The sequence below is a fragment of the Actinoplanes sp. NPDC000266 genome, from assembly GCF_042899005.1.
Lineage (GTDB): Bacteria > Actinomycetota > Actinomycetes > Mycobacteriales > Micromonosporaceae > Actinoplanes.
Map to the genome: position 1 here is coordinate 386,552 of NZ_JBIAZI010000009.1, position 19,161 is coordinate 405,712.

The window sequence follows — 19,161 nt, forward strand, 5'->3', positions numbered from 1 at the left end:
CTACTCCAACCAAAGCAAATGCACTGGTACCTCGAGGGTCCGTGGTGTTCGTCCGCTCCACGCCCAGCGGTACCACTCCAGCTCAGGAGCTACTCGAACGCAGATGTCGCCGTCATTATTTGTGTGCATTTCGGTGACGGCTCGCAGATCGCGCTCTTCTTTGCCGGAGTCGAGCATGCGTACGACGCGCAGGCCGGTGAGCCGTGCGGCATCGAGGGCTTTGGCGGGACTTCTACGGGACGGCTCGTCGAGCGATACCAGCTTCGACGTCACATCCGTGATGGCTGGCGTCAGCCCGCTGATCCCGTAATCCTCGACCCATACTCGCTCGACCGGAATGAGGGGCGCGAACACCTCGGTCTGCTCGGCCTCGGCCCGATACCACTCGCCTTCCTGCATGACCGGGACATAGGTGCGACTGCCCTGGACGACCTTCTCGTCCGACCGCAGGTCACCTCGCCAGCCGTGGCCCGGCAGGCCGATCAGGACGCGCTTGCCCCGTAGCGATCCGCTCATGGCCGCGGGAGTGGGCACTATCGGCCGCGGCGCTTCCAGCGAGCCGTCGGGCCCGGCAAAGGGATCGGGCATCGGTCCGCCGATCATCCCGCACCTCCCAGCGGTGCTCCCTGCGTTCGCATGAACGCTACGGGATCGATGGCGCCGGCGCTGGACCGGTCGTTGTTGAGGTGGACCTCGAAGTGCAGGTGAGGGCCGGAAGAGTTGCCGCTCGTGCCGACACGGCCGATGATCTCGCCCGCTGTCACTTCCTGTCCCTCCTTGACGAACGGCCGCTGCACCATGTGGCAGTACCTCGTCATGATGTTGCCGGCGTGCTGGATCTCCACCATCCAGCCGCAGCCACCCTTGCCCGGATAGCCGTCCGAGTTGCAGGTTCGGCGTCCATTGTGGTCCTCGTCGCACTTCACCATGGAGACGATGCCGCTCGCGACGGCGGCGATCGGCGTGTACCGCCCGATGATCAGGTCCACGCCCTGGTGGTTGGGGCGTGAAGCGCTGCGGAAGCCGGACCCTACGACCGCGCCGACCGGAAGGGTCCAGCCCGAAGCGGCGATCTGGCTGCCTGACGCGCACACCATGGCGAGTGAGCCGCCGACTGCGTTGGCCGCGCCGTCGGCCAGCTGGTTCACGATCTGAGTCGCGAGCGGCTCGTGTTTGGCGTAGGCGTCGGGGTACGCGCTGATCTGCACCTTCTGGGCGGCCTCGGTGAGCGCCATCGTCTCCCAGCCGGGGATCGTCTTGAGCTTCTGGTAGAACTTCGTGGCCGAGTAGACCGGATCCATGACCTGGGTCGGCGTGCCCCAGCCGGTGCTCGGCCGCTGCTGGAAGAGGCCCAGCGAGTCGTGATCGTTCCGCGCACCGAGGTTGCCGAGGTTGGTGAGCCGCGACTCCTGCATGGAAGTGGCGATGGCGATGACCCACGCCCGGGGCGGCATCTTCAGGTCCGCGCCCACGTTGATGATGACTGCCGCGTTGCGCATCTGCGTGGCGCCGTACGGACGTACTCGCGGAAGTTTGGAATCGGGGTCGACCGGACCACCCTTGCCGCAGCCCATCGCGACGTTGAGTTTGCTGCCTTCGTCGGTGAGGCCGCCGACCAGCAGGGCCGTGACGCTGCCTCCGCAGCACAGCAAAACAAGCGTCGCCCCGAGGGCGACGAGAAGGACGATCTTTCGGCGTCGCGGAACGCTCACGCCGAGTCCCAGTCGATGCCGTCGACCAGCCAGTGACCGTCCGGCGAGATCAGGCGGAGGCTCAGCTTGCCCGAGTCCATCGTGACGACCGCGTTCACCACGGTGGCGCTCACCGGCACGAGGCTCGGCCGTCCGACGACCCGGTCGGCCGGCACGCCCGCCGGGTCCACGCCCGTGAGCTCGTTCGCCAGCTTCTTGGTGGCGTTCGGCAGCAGCTGATCGCGCCAGGCCTTCGGGGTGATGTTCTGGTGGTCGGCCCAGGCCGACGCGAAGGCGTAGGCGACGGCCTCGGGCTGAGCCCTCCCGGGACTGGTGGACGGGCGCGGTGGCGGCGCCGTGTCGACGATGCTGTCGTCCTCGGACGGGTCGACGCTGACCGCCGGCGCGGGCGAACCCGCGCCTAGCGGCGGTTGCGCCGAGTCGTCGTCGCCGGCGAACAGGCGACCGAGCCCGACGATCGCCAGGACGATGACCGCGAGAACGATGGCGACGCCCCACCGCGATCGGAAGATCCGGTTGAGGCCGAGTTCGAGAGACCGGGGCATGAGATCACTTCGCCTCGGAGCGCACCCGCGGGGTAGCCGGTGGCGCCGGCTCCGGCGTGCTGGAGCCGGTCTCCGGCCGGTAGATCGTGAAGGACGCCGGCCGTTCGGCCTCGTCCGGCTCGGTCCAGCTGGACGTCGCCCGCGACCGGGAAGCGGTGGTGGCCTTCTCCTTCGTGCCGGTCGAGTCCTTCTCCGGCGCCGCCGCCTCGGTCGTGTCCCGTACCGACTCTTTACCGTCCGGCCGGGTCGGGCCGCCGCTGCGCCTCCCGGATCCAGCGGTGACCGGAGCCAGATCACCACGGCTCGCGGCGGAGTGGGCGGGGTCCTCGAGCCGGGCTTCGGGCCGGAGGTTGGTCTGATCGACGTACACGGTACGGCCGTCCTTGCCGACCACCTGACGGTTGTCGCCGTCGGCAGACTCGGTCTTGGCCGCCTCCCGCATGTCGCGGAAGAAGTTCCGCGTCCAGGAGCCAGTGGCGATCGTACGGGCGCCGTCCTTGCCGCCGAGTTGCGTGATCCGGCGGTAGGGGCGCAGAAGCAGCCACCCGGCCACGCCACAGAGCCAGACCAGAACGACCTGAAGCCAGCCCGGAAGACTGACCGTGCTCATGATCATATCCACGGCGAAGAGGTAGATCGCGGCGCCGGTGCCGAAGATGAGGATGTTGAACACGGCGGCCACGACGGCGTTGCCGAGACGCTTGATGCCCGCGCTCGCGGGGCGAAGAAGACCGATGGTGCCCAGGATGGGAGCCGCGATCACCGCCCAGCGGAAGACCAGGAAGCCGAGCAGGACCAGAACGGATGCCGTGAGATCGAACATCGCGAACAGGACGGCTGCCAGCACCGCGATGAATCCAGCGCCGATGCGGTCCATGCCGTTGACGCCCTGCAGATACTCATAGGCTTCCGGGTCTTCTTGCTTGATCTGCTCGGCGACCCGCTCCCATTGTTCCTTCTTGCCGTCCAAGACGCCGTCACGCGTTGCGGGATTCTCCCGGATCCGCTGCGCTTCATCCCACGTCAAGGACCGTGCGTCGTAGAGAGCCATGCCGTACTTCTTGGCCGTCTCGCTGTCCGCCGATCCGAGAAGCCCGCGAAGCCAGTTGCGGTAGAGCATGGACTCGGTAACGGTGTCACTGGCTCGCACTGCTGGCGGACGGTTGTCCTCGCATGCATTGCCACCGAGCGAACAGTCGGCCGGCGGAGAGTCAGGCCGAGGGCCGACGGCATCGTGTACCACCCCGAGCGTGGTGATCAACGTTCCGTCGGCGATGTTCGCCGATCGAACCGGCCACGCCGCGATTGCGGTCACGGCGACCATGATGAGAATTGCCCAGCCTGCTGTGGTTGTGGCCGCGCCCATCTCGGCTTGCCTCGACCGCCAGAGGAGGTAGAGGCCCACGACGCCCAAAGTGATGACGCCAAAGACGCTGAAGACCTTCTCGTAGACAGCCTTGGTGGCTTGGTCTACGAGGGGATCGGCCCAGCCCCATAGCGCCTGCGGGTCCCAAGCTCTCTCCCGAAGAGCGTTGGACGCGCCGATGACAGCGGTCGCGATCATGAATTCGCCGTTGGCGATGGTCGTCTCGAACTTGTAGTCGGGGTCGACCACTGTCGAGGCGCAACCACTATCCAGGTCGTAGGTCGTATAGCTGTATCCGGCGTACCCATAGTCACTGTAGAGGCCTGGGAAGCTGGTCTTCGCGTCCTTGGTCTCGGGCCGCTCGGCGAACCACCCAGCGAGACCAGAATCCGGTGTGCTCGGCGTCGGCGCGTTCAAGCACTGTGCGCGAGCGGTTCCGACCTCAGTGAGTCGGTCGACGCAGCCTGGGATGTCCTGCTGCCACTCCTCGACGCTGCATGCGCCGCCCGGGGCCTTTGTCGGCAAGCCGGCCGGTGTGGCCGAAGCCGGCTGCGGGGCGACCGCCCACACGATCGACGCCACGACGACGACGAACATCGTCAGCAGCAGCGCCAATCCCCGCCGCACCATCTCAAGCCTCCCGGTCGGACGGCGACATCGGAATGGCCGTCGGTGGCGCCTTCGCGGCCGTCGGCGTTGTGTCGAGGTGTTCGAGCAAGCCCTCGACGTACGACACGTCCACGCGGACCTTCTGCACCCGGCCGTCCACGTCACGCATCACGAACTCGCGGAAACCGAGCCTCGACGACGATGACGTGTCCACTTGCGACAGAGAGGCTAGCGTCGCCTCGTAACCGTCGTGCACCGGCACCCTCAGCAGGCGCAGGGCCTCCGAGGCGATCTCCTGGTCCTCCGCGATGCGGCCCACGAACACTGTCGACACCAGGTTCTGCACGTCCAGACCCAGGATGTCCCGCGGGTTCTGCGAGGCCACCAGCGCCGCCAGGTTCCACTTCCGGCTGTCGCGGGCCAGGCGGACCAGGAACGAGCGGCCCGAGCGCCACCCCTCCATGAAGTGCGCCTCGTCCAGTCCCACCATCTTGCGTGACGACATCGACCCGCCGTAGCAGCGCCGCACCGCCAGCCGGTGGGCCGTGTGCAGCATCGGCAGGGCCAGCGACTCCTCGGCCGACCAGTACTCGCGCTCGATCTTCAGGTCGGGCAGGCGCAGGCCGGCCATCGTGATGACCGTCAGCGCCGCGTCCGCGCCCAGCAGATGTTGCGGCGGCGAGCCGAAGAACAGCAGCGCCAGCGGCATCTCCGCCGTGTCCAGGAGCAGGTTGGCCAGTTCCTTGCCCTCGTCGTCGTCCAGGCCCTGCAGGGTGCGGACCACGTCGTCCAGCGTGGACGACTCCTCGGCCGGCACCTGGCGCACCGCGTGCCGGAGCAGGGTCGCCGTCGACGCCTCCTTCGCCACCTGGGGCGGCACCAGCATCGAGCAGATGTCCTGCACCAGCATGCGGCGTTCGGCCCGGGCGTTGGAGACCGCGATCTCGAACTCGCGGTCGCCGCCGGGCCCGGTCGCGAACTCGGAGCGGACCGGCGTCGGGATCAGCGCGTACGGGGCGAGCGTGCCCTGTTCAGAACCGGTCAGGTTCAGCACCCGTGAATACGGGCGCAGCTCCGGCATCTGGCACAGCCGGGCCAGCGGCCCGGACGGGTCGAGCAGGGTTACCTGTACGCCCCGGCGGGCGTTCAGATAGCCGAGCGCGCCCATCAGCGTCGACTTTCCACCGCCGGGCTCGGCCACGAACACGCCCAGGCCGGAGCGCTCCCGAACCTCCATCGGGAAGTGCAGGTCGAGGAAGACCGGCCGCCGGCAGGTTCCGGCCGTACGCCCGATCAGGTCACCTCGCCGGTCACCGACCGTCGAGGCCGCCTGCGGCAGCGCCGCCGCCAGCAGTTTGACCGGCATCCGCCGGACGTAGCCGGTGTTGGCGATCGGCTCGCCGGGGATGAACTCGCGGGCCAGCTGGTCCTGGTTCTTCGGGTGCTGCAGCGAGATCCGCATCTCGCGCGAGTAGAGCTGGATGAGCCGCCGGGCCCTTTCCAGGCATTCCTCGCGGGTGGCGCCGCCGACCGCGATGCGGTGCCAGCCGTGCGCACGAGCCGACTCGACGGGCAGGCCGGTGGTCATCTCGTCGCCGATCACCAGGGCCCGCTTGGCCAGGCGCTCCAGCTCGGGCGGGGCGTCGATGCCGTGCTCGGCGTAGTCGAGCTGCTGCGACCGGATCATGCGGAGCCGGTGCTCGAGGTTCTTGAACGAGCTGCCGGAGCCGAGGATGTCGATGCGCGAGGAGATCTCCATGGGCCACGGCAGACGCTCGTGGAAGTGCAGCCACGGCTCGTGCTTCTCGGGGATCTCCAGCGGTTCCATGCGGCCGACGGAGAGCACGGCCACGTGCCTCTCCTCGCCGGTCATGCGGTTGACCAGCTTGACCGTGGAGCCGTACGGCGTCCGGTAGCGCTCCACCTGCTCGGTCAGCGCGAGCAGATCACCGGTGTCCCACTGCCCGTTGGTGACCGGCGAGAGCGGCCCGGGCGGCGACATGCACAGCGCGACCGAGCGGAACAGGAGCCATTCCAGCTCCTGCGGGGTGACGCGCCGCCCGCGCATGCCGAATGCATTGAGAACTTCGTCGAACTGCTCGACCGTACGACCGAGCTTGCGCCTTTCGCTGTCGGACGTCCCGCGCCCGAAGATGCGCAGGATGCGCTCGGAGAACGTGTCACCCAGCGAGCGCCGCGCGAAGGTCACGCCCAGGTAGGTCTGCCCCTCGGCGTGGTTGACCGAGAGCAGGTGCCGCTGAGCCGCGACCAGGTGATCGGACCAGCTGGTGCCGCCCCGCACGTCGGGCAGCGGCTTCGCGGTGAAGGAGTCGACCGTGCGGGCCCACTCGTCGGCCGGGAAGGGCCGGTTGGTGCGGCGCAGGTGCAGCCGGAAGCCGGCCAGGCCCGCGTACTGCTCGGAGATGGCGCTGAGCAGCGCCTCGCGCTCGGCGTCGGGCCGGAAGGCCCATCGCACCTCGGGCAGCGAGTACCAGGCGGTGACCGTGCTCTGCGTGAAGGTCAGGTGACCGGCGATCTCGCTGATCTCCAGCTCCATGGCCGGGTCACGGTCGTTGAACTTCAGCTTGTGCGGCCGCAGCGGAGCCGGGCGTGCCTTCTTCTCCTGCCGGACCGGCAGGTTCCTCGGCTCCTTGCGCTTGGCCGGTGCCTTCTCCTTGCGCTTGGCCGGGGCTTTCTCCTGCGCGGGCACGGGCAGCGAGGCTGCTTGCGCTTCTTGGGTGTACGGGTCGGCGAGCGCATCCGGGCCGGCCGAGCTCCGGAGGTCGCGCACCGGCGGAAGACCGGAGCTGCCCACGGTCTGCCAGAGCGGCGGCGTGGACACCGGCGGCGCCGGTACCGGCTCGGTGGCGGGCGGTGCGGCCGCGCCGACCTGCGGCGAGGCCGGCCAGTTGTCGAAGTCGGGCCAGTCGTCGACGCTCAGATCGCCCGAGGACTCGAAGAAATCGGCTTGCGGACCGACGGGCGCCCGGCTGTACGGCGACACCGGCTCCGGCACGCCCCAGGCGCCCGATTCACCCTGATCGAAATCGGACGCCGGCGCCGGTACGGGCGGACCGTCCACCGGCACGACGCCAGGCTCGACCGGCACCGGCGCGTACGCCGAGGTGTCAGCCCGTGGGTAGGCCGACGGCGAGGTGTCGGGCGGCGTGGCGGCCGAGCGCGAGGTGTCGGGCCGCGAGTAGGCCGACGGCGAGGAGTCGGCCGGCGAGTAGGCCGATGGCGAGGACTCGGTCGGCGAGTACGCCGGGGGCGCTGAGCTCGGCTGCGCGGAGACGGGTTGCGCGGAGACGGGTTGCGAGGAGACCGGCTGTGACGAGATCGGCTGCGCGGAGATCGGCTGCGCGGAGATCGGCCGCGCGGCCGGGGGCGACGAGACGGGGGGCGAAGCGACGGGAGGCGAGGAAACAGGAGACGGTGAAGCGGGGGGCCCCGAAACGGGAGGTGCCGAGACGGGCGGCGACGAGACGGGCGGCGACGAGACGGCCGGCGCGGGGGCGGCGGCGGTCCGCGGCGGCACCGGGTCGGCGGCCGGTGGCATGGGGCGGGCGGCCGGGGACACGGGGCGGGCGGCCGGCGGGGCCGGATCGGTGACCGGGGGCGGGCCGAAACCGTTCGCCGTGGTGGGGCGGTCGTCGAAGTCGAAGCCGAAGTCGAAGTCGGCGCCGTCGTCCGGAATCGTGCGGGATTCACTCGCCGGAGTGCCCTGGACGGGGGCCGGCGCGGCCACCCCGCCGAACAGATCGAGGAACGGCGAATCGATGTCGAGCGTGGTGTCGACCGCCGCGCCGCGCGGGCGTACCGGCTGGGGTGGCTGGAAGACGCCCACCCCGCCGTGCCCCGGCGCGGCGACGAGGTCGTCGACACCGTCATCGGGAGAATCTGGCGAAGCGTAGTTGTCCGAACGCACACCGTTACTCTGCATGCCCGGCCGCTGCGCAGCCGCGCGGGGATGCCCGGGCGGAATCGGTCCGGTCATGCGCCGACCCCGTGGAAGAGCGCGATGGAACTGGTCATACCAACTCCTCCCGAACCCGGATGCGAGTGGCGACAAGACGCGGATCGCGCCGCTCGTCGGCCGGCTCGCGGGTGCGGCGCCAGTCGGTGAGCGCGGTGCGGATGACGACTCGGGCGGGACGGTCGGGGTCGACGTGCCGGAACACGTATGACGTCGTGACCATCGCCAGCGCGATCTCCCAGGCGGGGAACGCGTCGAATTTGAACGTCATCAGGTAGTGCAGGAGCATGAACAAGGGCACCAGCGCCACGAACATGCCGTACTGGGCGTAGGGCAGATGGACGGGCAGGGTGTATCCCGGGGGGCCGAGGTAGAGCAGGCGCGCCCGGTAGATGTCGTCGTCGGTGCGAAGCCGCATCTCAGCTGAAGATCAGATCGATGAGGAAGTCGCCGACGAAGAACAACGTGGCCGCGCCGGCGATGAACGCCAGGCCCACGATGGCGATGGCCGAACTCGTCAGCACCTTGGAGATCTCACCGCGGCTGGCCCGTCCAATGAAGATCACACCCAGCACCGCGAGCAGGATCGGCGCGATGTTGCTGGCGAAGAATTTGACGACGCCATTGGTGTCGATGCCCTTGGGTTCGGGCGCGGCGAGCGTAACCTGCTGGAGCACGGACGCGGCCTGCGTGGCGAGCTCAGTGGCGATCATCGGTAAACCTCCCCGTGCCCGGCTAGGGGGTTCCGGGCACGCTGCAGTTGTGGTGCCTCACGGCAACGCCCATATGGTGCTACTTCCCACCCCGCGCGTCGAGTGAGCCGTTCGGGCAGCGCCATGCTCGTCTGCTCTCTTCGGTTCCTTCAATGATGCCCAGTTCCGAAGAGTACGGCTCGTACTTCTTGGCTACAAGCGTCTGAAACGTTACGCAAGGTGATGGCGTGCGTGAAAATGAGTCACGGTCCATCGTACGCACGTGCGACAACGTCACCCGCCGTACCCTCGTCCTGTGACGACTCAGCCGACGGAATCGCAGGTCGCGGGCCACCGCCTGATTCATGTGGATCATCCGGTGGTGATGGGCGTCCTCAACGTCACGCCGGACTCGTTCTCGGACGGTGGGAAATACACGGACGAGGAGTTCGCAGTTGCGCACGGGTTCGATCTCCGGAAAGCCGGCGCGGACATCGTGGACATCGGCGGCGAGTCGACACGCCCGGGCGCGGAGCGGGTGGACGCGCCGACCGAGATCGCCCGGGTGGTTCCGGTGATCAAGGAACTGGCCGCGGCGGGGGTGCTGATCAGCATCGACACCACGCGGGCGGCCGTGGCCGCGGCCGCGCTGGAGGCCGGCGCGGCCGTGATCAACGACGTGTCGGGCGGGCTGGCCGACCCGGACATGACCCGGGTGGCCGCCGAGGCCGGCTGCCCGCTGATCCTGATGCACTGGCGTGGCCACTCGCGGCACATGAATGAATTGGCCGTCTACTCCGACGTGGTGGCCGAGGTGCGCGACGAGTTGCTCCAGCGGGTGGACGAGGCGCTCGCGGCCGGAGTCGCGCCGGGACAGATCATTCTCGACCCCGGGCTCGGCTTCGCCAAGACGGCCGAGCACAACTGGGCCCTCAGCGCCCATCTCGACGTCCTCGTCGGCCTCGGCTACCCGCTCCTGTTCGCGGCCAGCCGCAAGACGTACCTCGGCCGCCTGCTCGCCGGCGCCGACGGCACGCCGCGCCCGGTCGAGGAGCGCGAGGCGGCCACGCTCGCCACCTCCCTGCTGGCGGTCGCCGCCGGGGCCTGGGGTGTCCGCGTGCACGATGTGCGTTCGACGGCGGACGCGCTCGCGGTCTGGCGCGCCACCGGATCTCCGCGCCTGCGTACGGCAAGCTAGGGATCATGAACGAGGAGCAGGGGCGGATCTCGCTCAGCGGGCTGCGGGTGCGGGGCCGGCACGGCGTGTTCGACTTCGAGCGCGAGCAGGGCCAGGACTTCGTCATCGACGTACGCCTCGACCTCGACCTCGGCCCGGCCGCGGCCAGCGACGACGTCACCGACACGGTGCACTACGGCGAGCTGGCCGAGCGCCTGGCCGCGATCGTCGGCGGCGAGCCGGTCAACCTGATCGAGACCCTGGCCGACCGGCTGGTCACGGCCTGCCTGGAGGACCGGCGGGTGGCCACGGCCGAGGTCACCGTCCACAAACCGCAGGCGCCGATCCCGCTGGAGTTCGCCGACGTCGCGGTGACCCTGCGCCGGAGCCGGCCATGACGCGGGCCGTCCTGTCCCTGGGCAGCAACCTCGGCGATCGTCAGAGACATCTTCAACAGGCCGTACGGATCCTCGGCGACAGCGTCGTGACGATGTCCGGTGTCTACGAGACCCCGCCGTGGGGCGACGCCGACCAGCCCCCGTACCTCAACGCGGTGGTTCTGGCCGTCGACCCGAAGGCCGCGCCGCACGACTGGCTGGAGCGCGCCCGGGCCGCCGAGACCGCCGCCGGGCGGGTCCGCGACCCGGAGCGCCGCTTCGGCCCGCGCACCCTCGACGTCGACGTCATCGCGGTCTGGAACGCCGACGACGAGCCGGTGACCAGCGACGATCCCGAGCTCACGCTGCCGCACCCGCGGGCCCACCTGCGAGCCTTCGTGCTGCGCCCGTGGATCGACATCGATCCGTACGGCCGGCTGCCCGGGCACGGCTGGCTCACCGATCTGCTGAACGACCCCGCCCTCGCGGACGACCTCGCCGGGCTGACCCCGAGGCCCGACCTCCCACTAGAGTCGGACGGGTGAGCAGCAACCCGCAGGCGCCCAAGTCGGACCCGTCGATGCGCCCGACCAGCATCTCGGTGCTGATCGTGGCCGGGCTGGCCTCGGCCGCCGTGGGCTGGCTGCTGCTCAGCTTCTCCTATTCGTCGCTGCCCGAGCTGCCCTGGTCGCCGGTGATCGTGCTGGCCGTGCTCGCGGTGGCCGAGGGCCTGCTCGCGCAGAACACCAGCGCCCGCATCCAGCGCAAACCCGGCACGATGCCGGTCGACCCGCTGGCGGTCGCGCGATATGTCGCTCTTGCCAAGGCGTCCTCGCTGGTCGGGGCCATCTCGGCCGGGTTCTCGGCCGGTCTGCTGGCGTGGCTCGCGATGGAGCCGACCCAGGCCGCGCACGACGACATCCCCAAGGCGGTCGGCGGCCTCGTGGGCGCGCTCGCGCTGGTCGGGGCCGCCCTCTGGCTCGAGCGGTCGTGCCGGGTCCCGGAGCGTCCCGACTCCAAGGACGAGGAAGATTCCGGCCTGCGCTGACACCCCTTGTTTTCGGCCTTGAACTGAGACCGACTCCTATCCGTATGCTCTGGGCGCGGGCCTTGCGACCCGGCGGATCTCGGCGTGCCGACGCGCGGGGACGCAGAGGAGGGAGGCACGGCTATGGCGTACGACGAGGCGACCTACCGCCGGCCGGCCGATGAGCAGCCGACCGATCCCGCCGCCTACCGTGCGAACACTCTGGCCGCGGCCGAGCAGCGCCGCCGCGCCGAGCAGCTCGACGATCCGGGCGACACCACCACGACCGATGTGATGCGCCGGGCCGACGCCGATGAGGACGGCCGCGACCGCCTCGGCATCCACCTCGGCTGGGAGGTCGTGCTGCTGGTCGCCGCGGTGGCGATCGGCTACATGCTGTGGCGGGCCGACTCGGACGCGCTCCAGCGCCCCGGCCTCGACAACCTTCTCGTCACCGGCGCCGCCATCGGCCTGCTCACGCTCGGGGCCGGGCTGACCCTGCGGGCCGGCGTGCCCAACCTGGCGCTCGGCCCGATCGCGCTGGCGGCCGCCCTTCAGTACGCCGAGCAGGGCGACCAGGGCCTGGTCAAGGCGGCCGTCCCGGCGCTGATCATCGCCGCCGCCGGCGCCGTGCTGATCGGCCTGCTGATCCTCGTGCTGCACGTGCCGGGCTGGGCGGCCACGCTCGCGGCGGCCCTCGGCGTGATCGTCTACGACCAGCTGCGGATCGCGCCGGTCGTGGTTCAGGGCGACTACGACCCGACCGAACAGGCCTTCTTCCTCTTCGGCGGTTTCGCGCTGCTGGCCGTGCTCGGCGGCGCCCTCGGCACGGTCGGCCCGGTACGCCGCTGGCTGGGCCGCCTGCGCCCGGCCGGCGACCCGGCCGCCCGCCGGGGCGCGGCGGTGGCGGTGCCGGTGATCGGCACCCTGGTGATCTCCTCGGTCTTCGCGGTGGCGGCCGGCGTGCTGTTCGCCGCCCAGTCGAGCACCCCGATCCTGCCCGGCACCGGCCTGGAGTGGACGGGCATCGCGCTCGGCCTGGCCATGCTGGCCGGCACCAGCGCGTACGGCCGTCGCGGCGGCATCTTCGGGACGCTGTTCGCGGTCAGCGCCCTGACCCTGTTCCTCGACTACCAGACCCGGGAGAAATTCGACATCGCGCTGTTCGCGATCGCGGCCGCGGTCTTCGGTGGCGGCCTGATCGTCACGCGGCTCGTCGAGACGTACGGCAGACCCCTGCCGGCCGGTGGCGAGCCGGAGTGGAACGCGGCGCCGGCCACGACCGGCGCCAACTGGTCGCCCGACCTGCCCGAGACCTGGTCCACCACGAGCACGACGACGGGCCGCACCGACCGCTGGGACGCGGGTCCGTGGGGAACCACCCGATGATCGCTTTATGCTTGCTCGCATGACCTCTGGAAGCTTCGCCGAGCTGGACGCCCTGCCCACCGAGGAGCTGCGCGAGCGCGCCTTCGCCCTGGCCCGGGAGCGGCACGACATCAAGTTCTTCTGGACGGTCTTCCGCAACCTGCCGGACGCCGACGAGGCGGCCGAGCTGGATGGCGCGCCCAACTCGATCGGCCCCATCATCGACGAGGCGGTCGCGCTGTGGCGCGAGTTCGAGGGCCACATCGCGTACGGAGAGCAGGAGCCCCTGCTGCGCGCGGCGTTCATCGATTATCTGCAGAAGAAGGCGTGACCAGGGGATTCACGCTCGTCGTTTGAAACGGGAGCCGCGCTGGGAATTAGCCGCGCATGGCTCTCGGTAACCGATACAAGTCTGTGCCTGGTGCGGGCACCCTTGCCGCGCTCATACTCGTGCTCGTCTTCGGCAGCCCCTGGTACGCCGATTGGGCGAGCGACAACGCCGACCCGGAGACCGCCGGCGGGTGGTTCCTCAACCTGCTGGCCTGGCCGCGCTGGTCGTTCGACACCAGCGACTCGCTGCGCGACATCCTGGTCACCGACCTCAAGGCGATCCTGCTGGTCGTGCTGACCGCGCTCTTCCTCTATCTGCTGCCCGGCTCGCAGCTGGCCCGGGCCCGCGGCACGATCAGCCAGTTCTTCTCGGGCTGGTCGGCGTACATCTTCGCGGGCGGTTTCGCCGCCCTGTTCACCACCCTGTTCCTGGCCAACCCGTCGCTGATCGCCGCCTTCAGGGCCGCGGGCAACGGCGCCTCGTACGGTCTGTTCGTGGGCTGGATCATCGGTCTGGCCACGCTCGGCGGCTACCGGGGCACGCGCTAGGCCGGACCCCTGGGTCAGACGGACGCCGGGGTGTCGAAGATGGCCGAGCGGGAGACCGTGCCGACCGGCCGGCCGTCCTCGACCACGACCACCTCGGCCGAGTCCACCGTGAGCATCGCGGCCAGCGCGTCGTGCAGCGATCCCGTGATGTCCACGGTGGGCCGGTCGCCGGCCTGAAGGCCCTCGGCCGGCTGGAGCGCGTCACGCACCGGGGTGACCGCCAGCCGGCGGATGCCCCGGTCGGCCCCGACGAAGCTGGCCACGGCGGCTGAGCTCGGCCGGCTCAGCAGCTCGGCCGGCGGCGCGAACTGCTGGAGCTTGCCACCCTCGGCCAGCACCGCGATCCGGTCGCCGAGGCGCACCGCCTCGTCGATGTCGTGGGTCACCATGACGATCGTCTTGCGGACCTCGGCCTGCAGCTTGAGGAACTCCTCCTGGAGACGGCCGCGGGCGATCGGGTCGACCGCCGAGAACGGCTCGTCCATCAGCAGCACCAGCGGGTCGGCGGCGAGCGCCCGGGCCACGCCCACCCGCTGCCGCTGACCGCCGGAGAGCTCGTGCGGATAGCGGTCGCGATATTTCGCCGGGTCGAGGCCGACCAGCTCCAGCAGCTCGTCGACGCGGGCCGTCACGCGGGCTCGGTCCCAGCCGAGCAGCTTGGGAACGGTGCCGATGTTCGCGCCGATCTTCTGGTGCGGGAAGAGACCGACGTTCTGGATCACATAGCCGATGTGGCGGCGCAGCTCGACCGGGTTGCGCTTCAGGATGTCCTGCCCGTCGAGCAGGATCGTGCCCCGGGTCGGCTCGATCAGCCGGTTGATCATGCGAAGGATCGTCGACTTGCCGCAACCCGACGGCCCGATGAGCACGGTCAGCTCACCGGCGCGGACCTCGAGGCTGAAGTCCCCGACCGCCACCGTGCCGTCCGGATAGGTCTTCCCGACGTCCTGCAGGGTGATCGAGGCAGCGCTCCGGGAGGGTCCGCCCTCGGTGATCGCGGTAGCGTCCACGTATGTCCTTCCTGTCGTGGGCCCCGGCGGGCGCCCCGCCGCTGGCCGCACCCGCCGACGACGGGCCCGGGAATCCGTGGTTCTCCTGGCAGTACGTCCGAGACAACTCCGACATCATCCTCGACAAGCTAGGATTTCACGTCGGCATCACGATCGAGACTGTGATCATCGCCCTGCTGGTGGCCGTCCCGCTCGCCGTCCTCGCGTACTGGATCAAACCGCTGACCGGGCCGATTCTCGCACTGTCGGGCATCCTCTACACGATTCCGTCCCTGGCTCTGCTGGCCCTGCTGGCGCCGCTGCTCGGCGCCACCAGCCGGGTGCCGGTGCTGATCGCGCTGGTGCTCTACGCGCTGCTCATCGTGGTCCGTAACGCTCTGACCGGGCTCACCCAGGTGCCCGACGAGGTCCGGGACGCGGCGGCCGGCATGGGTTACGGCCGCTACGGCCGGCTCTGGCGGGTCGAGCTGCCGCTGGCGCTGCCCGGCATCGTCACCGGCCTGCGGCTGGCGACCGTCTCGACCGTGGCGTTGGTCACGATCGGCTCGATCATCGGCAACGGCGGCCTCGGCGATCTGATCCTGGGCGGCTTCGCGAACAACTTCTACAAGGCGGAGATCCTGACCGGCACGGTGCTGTGCGTCGCCCTGGCCCTGGTCCTCGACCTGGCGCTGGCCGGATTCGGCCGGCTGCTGACGCCGTGGAGCCGCCGGAGGGCCTCGTGAGCTACTTCTCCGACGGCATCAAGTGGCTGAACGACCCGCTCAACTGGACGAATCCCGGCGGGCTGATCGACCGGCTCCAGGAGCACCTCGTCATCAGCTTCTGGGCCGTGCTCATCGGCTGCGTGGTCGCCCTGCCGATCGGCATCTGGCTGGGCCACCGCGGCCGGGGCGGCGGCGCCGTCATCACGGTGGCCAACCTGACCCGGGCCATCCCGACGCTCGCCTTGCTCACGATCCTCCCGCTGACCGCCCTCGGCTTCGGCAAGCTGCCGGTCATCGTCGCGCTGGCCGTGTTCGCGGTGCCACCGCTGCTGGCCAACGCCTACACCGGCCTCCAGTCGGTCGACGCCGAGACCAAGGACGCGGCGAAGGGCATGGGGCTCTCCGGCGGGCAATTGTTGCGCCGGGTGGAGTTGCCGCTCTCGGTCCCCTACCTGGCCGCGGGCCTGCGCACGGCCGCGGTGCAGGTGGTGGCGACGGCCACGCTGGCAACATTTGTGAACGGCGGCGGGCTCGGGCAGATCATCACGGCCGGATTCGGGCTGGGCATCAGCGTCGGCGGGGGTCAGATTGTGGCCGGCGGCATAGCTGTGGTGGTCCTCGCACTTCTCGTCGAGGGAATCTTCGCCATCGTGGAACGCCTGGTCACGCCCCGTCCATTGAGGTCCGTGCGCCGCCGGAAGGTGGCCGCGGCCGACCCGGCCGGGTAACGGACCCGCAACTTTGCCGAAAGTTGTCACACCCACCGGGTAGACCTTCTAGGGCAGGGAAACTCCGGACACGCGGCGCGGCCTTCTGGTCGTGCCGGGACACAGAAGGCGGCAGTAATGCGTCGAAACATCTTCCTGGCGGCCGCCGCGGCAACGGTGGCCGTCGTCTCGCTCGCCGCCTGCGGCGACGCGGGCTCCTCGGGCACAGAGGCGCCGCCGTCCGCCGCCGCGGGCGCCGGGTGCGCCCCCGTGGCCGGTGACGCGCTCGTCGTCCTCGAGGACGACAAGAAGCTCCAGAACACCGACAACGTGATCCCGGCGATCAACAAGAAGGCGTCGTCGCCCGAGCTGATCGCGGCCCTCGACAAGGTGTCGGCCGCGCTCGACACCACCAAGCTGATCGCGCTCAACAAGGCGGTCGACATCGACCGCAAGTCGTCCAAGGCGGCCGCGCAGGAGTTCGTGACGGCCAACAACATCACGGCCGGCCTGGCCAAGGGCCCCGGCGGCAAGATCACCGTCGGCGCCGGCAACTTCACCGAGAGCGCCACCCTCGGCGAGATCTACGCCCTGGCGCTGACCGGCGCCGGCTACACGGTCACCGTCCAGCAGATCGGCAACCGTGAGCTCTACGAGCCCGCGCTCGAGAAGGGCAGCGTCGCGGTCGTGCCGGAGTACGCGGCCACCCTGGCCACGTTCCTGCAGGGCAAGGTCGACAAGAGCGGGGCCGACCCGTCCTCCAACGACCTCGACACCACGGTGAAAAACCTGACCGCGCTCGGCGAGAAGGTGGGCCTGGTCTTCGGCAAGCCCGCCGCCGCGCAGGACCAGAACGCGTTCGCGGTGACCACCGCGTTCGCCGACAAGAACGGCCTCAAGACGCTGTCCGACCTGGCCGGCAAGTGCTCGGGCGCGGCCACCGTGCTCGGCGGCCCGGCCGAGTGCCCGCAGCGGCCCAAGTGCCAGCTCGGCCTGACCGAGGTCTACAACTTCCAGGCCGGCAAGTTCTCCAGCCTCGACGCGGGCGGCCCGCTCACCAAGAGCGCGCTCAAGCAGGGTCAGATCAGCGTGGGCCTGGTCTTCAGCTCGGACGGATCGCTGGCCGCGGGCTGACCGTTTTCACTGTTTAGACACCGTTTAGAAGGTGAGCGCCGGGTTTCGGTAATCTGAAGCCCGGCGCTCAACATTTGCCCTCCCGCGAGCCCTGGGTAATATCGGCGCCCATGCCGGAAGAGGAACCTGTCGCGGGTCACAGCGCGCGCCTGCTCCGTGGCCTTGTCTGGGCGGGCGTCCTGCTCGCGCCGCTGGCCGCGGTGATCGTGCTGCTCGGCGACAATTCGGGCTCCGTGCGCTTCGCCGTGCTGCTCATCGCGGCCAGCGTCGCCCTGATCGGCGCCTCGGTGCTGATCCGCGGCGACACGGTGCTCCAGCGCGCCCACGTCGAGGACCGCGTCGCCGACGAGGTGGCCGTCCTGCGCCGCGAGTTGCGCGCCGAGTTCAGCCGGCCCAGCGCCCCGGTGCGCGCCGCGCCGCCCCCGATGGCCGATCCCTCCTACGACGAGGTTCCGTACGAGGCCCCTTACGAGGCGACCTCGTTCGACAGCTCCCCCTACGACGACTCGCCGTTCTTCGCGGACGACCAGGGCGACCCGATGGCGCCCGCCGACGAGCCCTACCCCGCGCCTTCGCCGGCGCCCGGCCGCGCGGGTGTCGCGTCCGCGTCCGGCGCGGTGCGGCCACCGGCCCGCACCGGCCCCGGCATGAGCACAGGCGGCCGCAACCCGGCCCCGCCCACCGCCCGCCCGATGCCCGCCCCGGCCGCCGCGGCGGCTGCGGCCGTGCGGGTCCCCGCCGCCTCCGCCCAGGTCCCCTCCGGAGCGGCTTCAGTCCCCTCGGGCGCTGCTTCAGTGCCCTCGGGCGCTGCTTCAGTCCCTTCCGGAGCTGCCTCGGTCCCGTCGGGCGCCGCCTCCGTCCCTTCCGGCGCTGCCTCGGTCCCGTCGGGCGCGGCTTCAGTCCCGTCGGGCGCGGCCTCGGTCCCGTCGGGTGCGGCCCAAGTTCCGGCCGGCGCGGCGCAGGTTCCGCCTGGTGCAGGTCATATGACGTCCGGTGCGGGTCACGCGATGCCCGGTGAGGCCTACGTTCCGCCCGGCGCGGGCCACGCGACGCCCGGCGGGCCCCACGTTCCGCCTGGTGCGGGTCACGCGATGCCCGGTGAGGCCTACGTTCCGCCCGGCGCGGGCCACGCGACGCCCGGCGGGCCCCACGTTCCGCCTGGCGCGGGTCACGTGACGCCTGGCGCGGGTCACATGACGCCCGGCGGGGGTCACGTTTCGTCCGGTGCGGCTCAAGTTCCGATGGGCGCCGCCCAGGTGCCGTCCGGCGCGGCCCAGGTTCCCGGCAGCGGGCCGTTGCCGCGTCAGCGGGGAGCGGCCTCGGTTCCGGGGCCGGCCGGTCCCGGCCGGGGCACCCAGTACGGCGGCGCGCCGGCACCCGAGTTCATCGAGGACGACTTCGGCGCGAGCAATGGCTACCTCGACACCCCCGACGCCCCGGCCCCGGCGGTCTACGGTTCGCAGGCCGCCGGCGCCACCTACGGCTCCGCGGCGCCACCGCAAGACGGGTACGCCGCCCCGAACGACTACGACTATCAGGGCGACCAGGGCTACTACGACGACTACCCGGAGGCCACCGGCTACGGCCGCCCCACCCAGTACGGCCGCCCGGCCGACTACGAGGAGTACGACCACAGCGGCGAGTACGGCACCTCCAACACGTACGGCCAGCCGGCCACCTATGGGCAGCCCGCCACCTACGGCCAGCCCGCCGACTACGGGCTCGACGGCGGGTACGACGAGGCCCCGAGCGACCCCGCCTACAAGGCCAAGCGCCACCGCCCGTCGGCCAACGACACCAACGTCGGCACCCTCGCCGACTTCGCCTCGTACCCGGCCGGCGGCGACGAGAGCTACGGCCCGCGTTACTGAGCCG

19 protein-coding genes are annotated in these 19,161 nt (G+C 70.5%); 11 read left to right on the forward strand and 8 right to left on the reverse strand.

What is annotated here, in order from left to right:
- The 7 genes from ACFY36_RS34855 to ACFY36_RS34885 form a co-directional block, all read right to left on the reverse strand.
- Nucleotides 1-600 carry a hypothetical protein gene (locus ACFY36_RS34855; RefSeq protein WP_499750237.1) on the reverse strand — a complete coding sequence of 200 codons (600 nt, stop codon included), beginning with the start codon at nt 598-600 and terminating at the stop codon, nt 1-3.
- Nucleotides 600-1,712 (reverse strand): M23 family metallopeptidase, encoded by a 1,113-nt coding sequence (locus ACFY36_RS34860; RefSeq protein ID WP_499750151.1) that lies wholly within the window; start codon nt 1,710-1,712, stop codon nt 600-602. The genes ACFY36_RS34855 and ACFY36_RS34860 overlap by 1 nt, the downstream gene beginning before the upstream one ends.
- Nucleotides 1,709-2,257 carry a hypothetical protein gene (locus ACFY36_RS34865; protein WP_499750152.1) on the reverse strand — a complete coding sequence of 183 codons (549 nt, stop codon included), beginning with the start codon at nt 2,255-2,257 and terminating at the stop codon, nt 1,709-1,711. The genes ACFY36_RS34860 and ACFY36_RS34865 overlap by 4 nt, the downstream gene beginning before the upstream one ends.
- Before the next feature lie 4 nt (nt 2,258-2,261).
- Complete coding sequence (locus ACFY36_RS34870) at nt 2,262-4,253, reverse strand: MFS transporter (RefSeq protein ID WP_499750153.1); 1,992 nt, start codon at nt 4,251-4,253, stop codon at nt 2,262-2,264.
- A gap of 1 nt (nt 4,254) precedes the next feature.
- The gene (locus ACFY36_RS34875) at nt 4,255-8,160 is read right to left on the reverse strand and encodes an ATP-binding protein (RefSeq protein ID WP_499750154.1); all 3,906 of its coding nucleotides are present in this window, start codon (nt 8,158-8,160) and stop codon (nt 4,255-4,257) included.
- A gap of 103 nt (nt 8,161-8,263) precedes the next feature.
- Nucleotides 8,264-8,626 (reverse strand): hypothetical protein, encoded by a 363-nt coding sequence (locus ACFY36_RS34880; protein WP_097317554.1) that lies wholly within the window; start codon nt 8,624-8,626, stop codon nt 8,264-8,266.
- Between the two features lies 1 nt (nt 8,627).
- Entirely contained in the window at nt 8,628-8,921 is a 294-nt protein-coding gene (locus ACFY36_RS34885) for a hypothetical protein (protein WP_498692879.1), read from the reverse strand.
- A 364-nt stretch (nt 8,922-9,285) separates the two neighbouring features.
- Between ACFY36_RS34885 and folP the strand changes: the two genes are divergently transcribed.
- The 7 genes from folP (at nt 9,286) to ACFY36_RS34920 (ending at nt 13,728) form a co-directional block, all read left to right on the forward strand.
- Nucleotides 9,286-10,098 carry a dihydropteroate synthase gene (gene folP, locus ACFY36_RS34890; RefSeq protein WP_499750238.1) on the forward strand — a complete coding sequence of 271 codons (813 nt, stop codon included), beginning with the start codon at nt 9,286-9,288 and terminating at the stop codon, nt 10,096-10,098.
- 5 nt (nt 10,099-10,103) lie between these two features.
- The gene (gene folB, locus ACFY36_RS34895) at nt 10,104-10,475 is read left to right on the forward strand and encodes a dihydroneopterin aldolase (protein WP_499750155.1); all 372 of its coding nucleotides are present in this window, start codon (nt 10,104-10,106) and stop codon (nt 10,473-10,475) included.
- Nucleotides 10,472-10,999: a 2-amino-4-hydroxy-6-hydroxymethyldihydropteridine diphosphokinase gene (gene folK, locus ACFY36_RS34900; protein WP_499750156.1), complete on the forward strand. Its 528-nt coding sequence runs from the start codon at nt 10,472-10,474 to the stop codon at nt 10,997-10,999. Before folB ends, folK begins: the two co-directional genes overlap by 4 nt.
- A gap of 35 nt (nt 11,000-11,034) precedes the next feature.
- A complete protein-coding gene (locus ACFY36_RS34905) occupies nt 11,035-11,502 on the forward strand; it encodes a DUF3180 domain-containing protein (protein WP_499750239.1) in 468 nt (155 codons plus the stop codon).
- A 123-nt stretch (nt 11,503-11,625) separates the two neighbouring features.
- The gene (locus tag ACFY36_RS34910) at nt 11,626-12,870 is read left to right on the forward strand and encodes an ABC transporter permease (RefSeq protein ID WP_499750157.1); all 1,245 of its coding nucleotides are present in this window, start codon (nt 11,626-11,628) and stop codon (nt 12,868-12,870) included.
- Between the two features lie 19 nt (nt 12,871-12,889).
- Nucleotides 12,890-13,180 carry a hypothetical protein gene (locus tag ACFY36_RS34915; protein WP_499750158.1) on the forward strand — a complete coding sequence of 97 codons (291 nt, stop codon included), beginning with the start codon at nt 12,890-12,892 and terminating at the stop codon, nt 13,178-13,180.
- Between the two features lie 56 nt (nt 13,181-13,236).
- The gene (locus tag ACFY36_RS34920; protein WP_499750159.1) at nt 13,237-13,728 is read left to right on the forward strand and encodes a hypothetical protein; all 492 of its coding nucleotides are present in this window, start codon (nt 13,237-13,239) and stop codon (nt 13,726-13,728) included.
- Nucleotides 13,729-13,742: 14 nt separating this feature from the next.
- On the opposite strand, the gene ACFY36_RS34925 is transcribed toward ACFY36_RS34920, so the two are convergent.
- A complete protein-coding gene (locus ACFY36_RS34925) occupies nt 13,743-14,738 on the reverse strand; it encodes an ABC transporter ATP-binding protein (RefSeq protein WP_499750160.1) in 996 nt (331 codons plus the stop codon).
- Between the two features lie 2 nt (nt 14,739-14,740).
- Here ACFY36_RS34925 and ACFY36_RS34930 point away from each other — a divergent pair, with 2 nt between their 5' ends.
- From ACFY36_RS34930 to ACFY36_RS34945, 4 genes are all read left to right on the forward strand, one after another.
- On the forward strand, nt 14,741-15,463 hold the full coding sequence (locus ACFY36_RS34930) for an ABC transporter permease (RefSeq protein ID WP_097317562.1): 723 nt from the start codon (nt 14,741-14,743) through the stop codon (nt 15,461-15,463).
- Complete coding sequence (locus ACFY36_RS34935; protein ID WP_499750161.1) at nt 15,460-16,173, forward strand: ABC transporter permease; 714 nt, start codon at nt 15,460-15,462, stop codon at nt 16,171-16,173. The genes ACFY36_RS34930 and ACFY36_RS34935 overlap by 4 nt, the downstream gene beginning before the upstream one ends.
- A gap of 117 nt (nt 16,174-16,290) precedes the next feature.
- On the forward strand, nt 16,291-17,286 hold the full coding sequence (locus ACFY36_RS34940) for a glycine betaine ABC transporter substrate-binding protein (RefSeq protein WP_499750162.1): 996 nt from the start codon (nt 16,291-16,293) through the stop codon (nt 17,284-17,286).
- A 110-nt stretch (nt 17,287-17,396) separates the two neighbouring features.
- A complete protein-coding gene (locus ACFY36_RS34945; RefSeq protein ID WP_499750163.1) occupies nt 17,397-19,157 on the forward strand; it encodes a hypothetical protein in 1,761 nt (586 codons plus the stop codon).
- Nucleotides 19,158-19,161 lie beyond the last annotated feature (4 nt).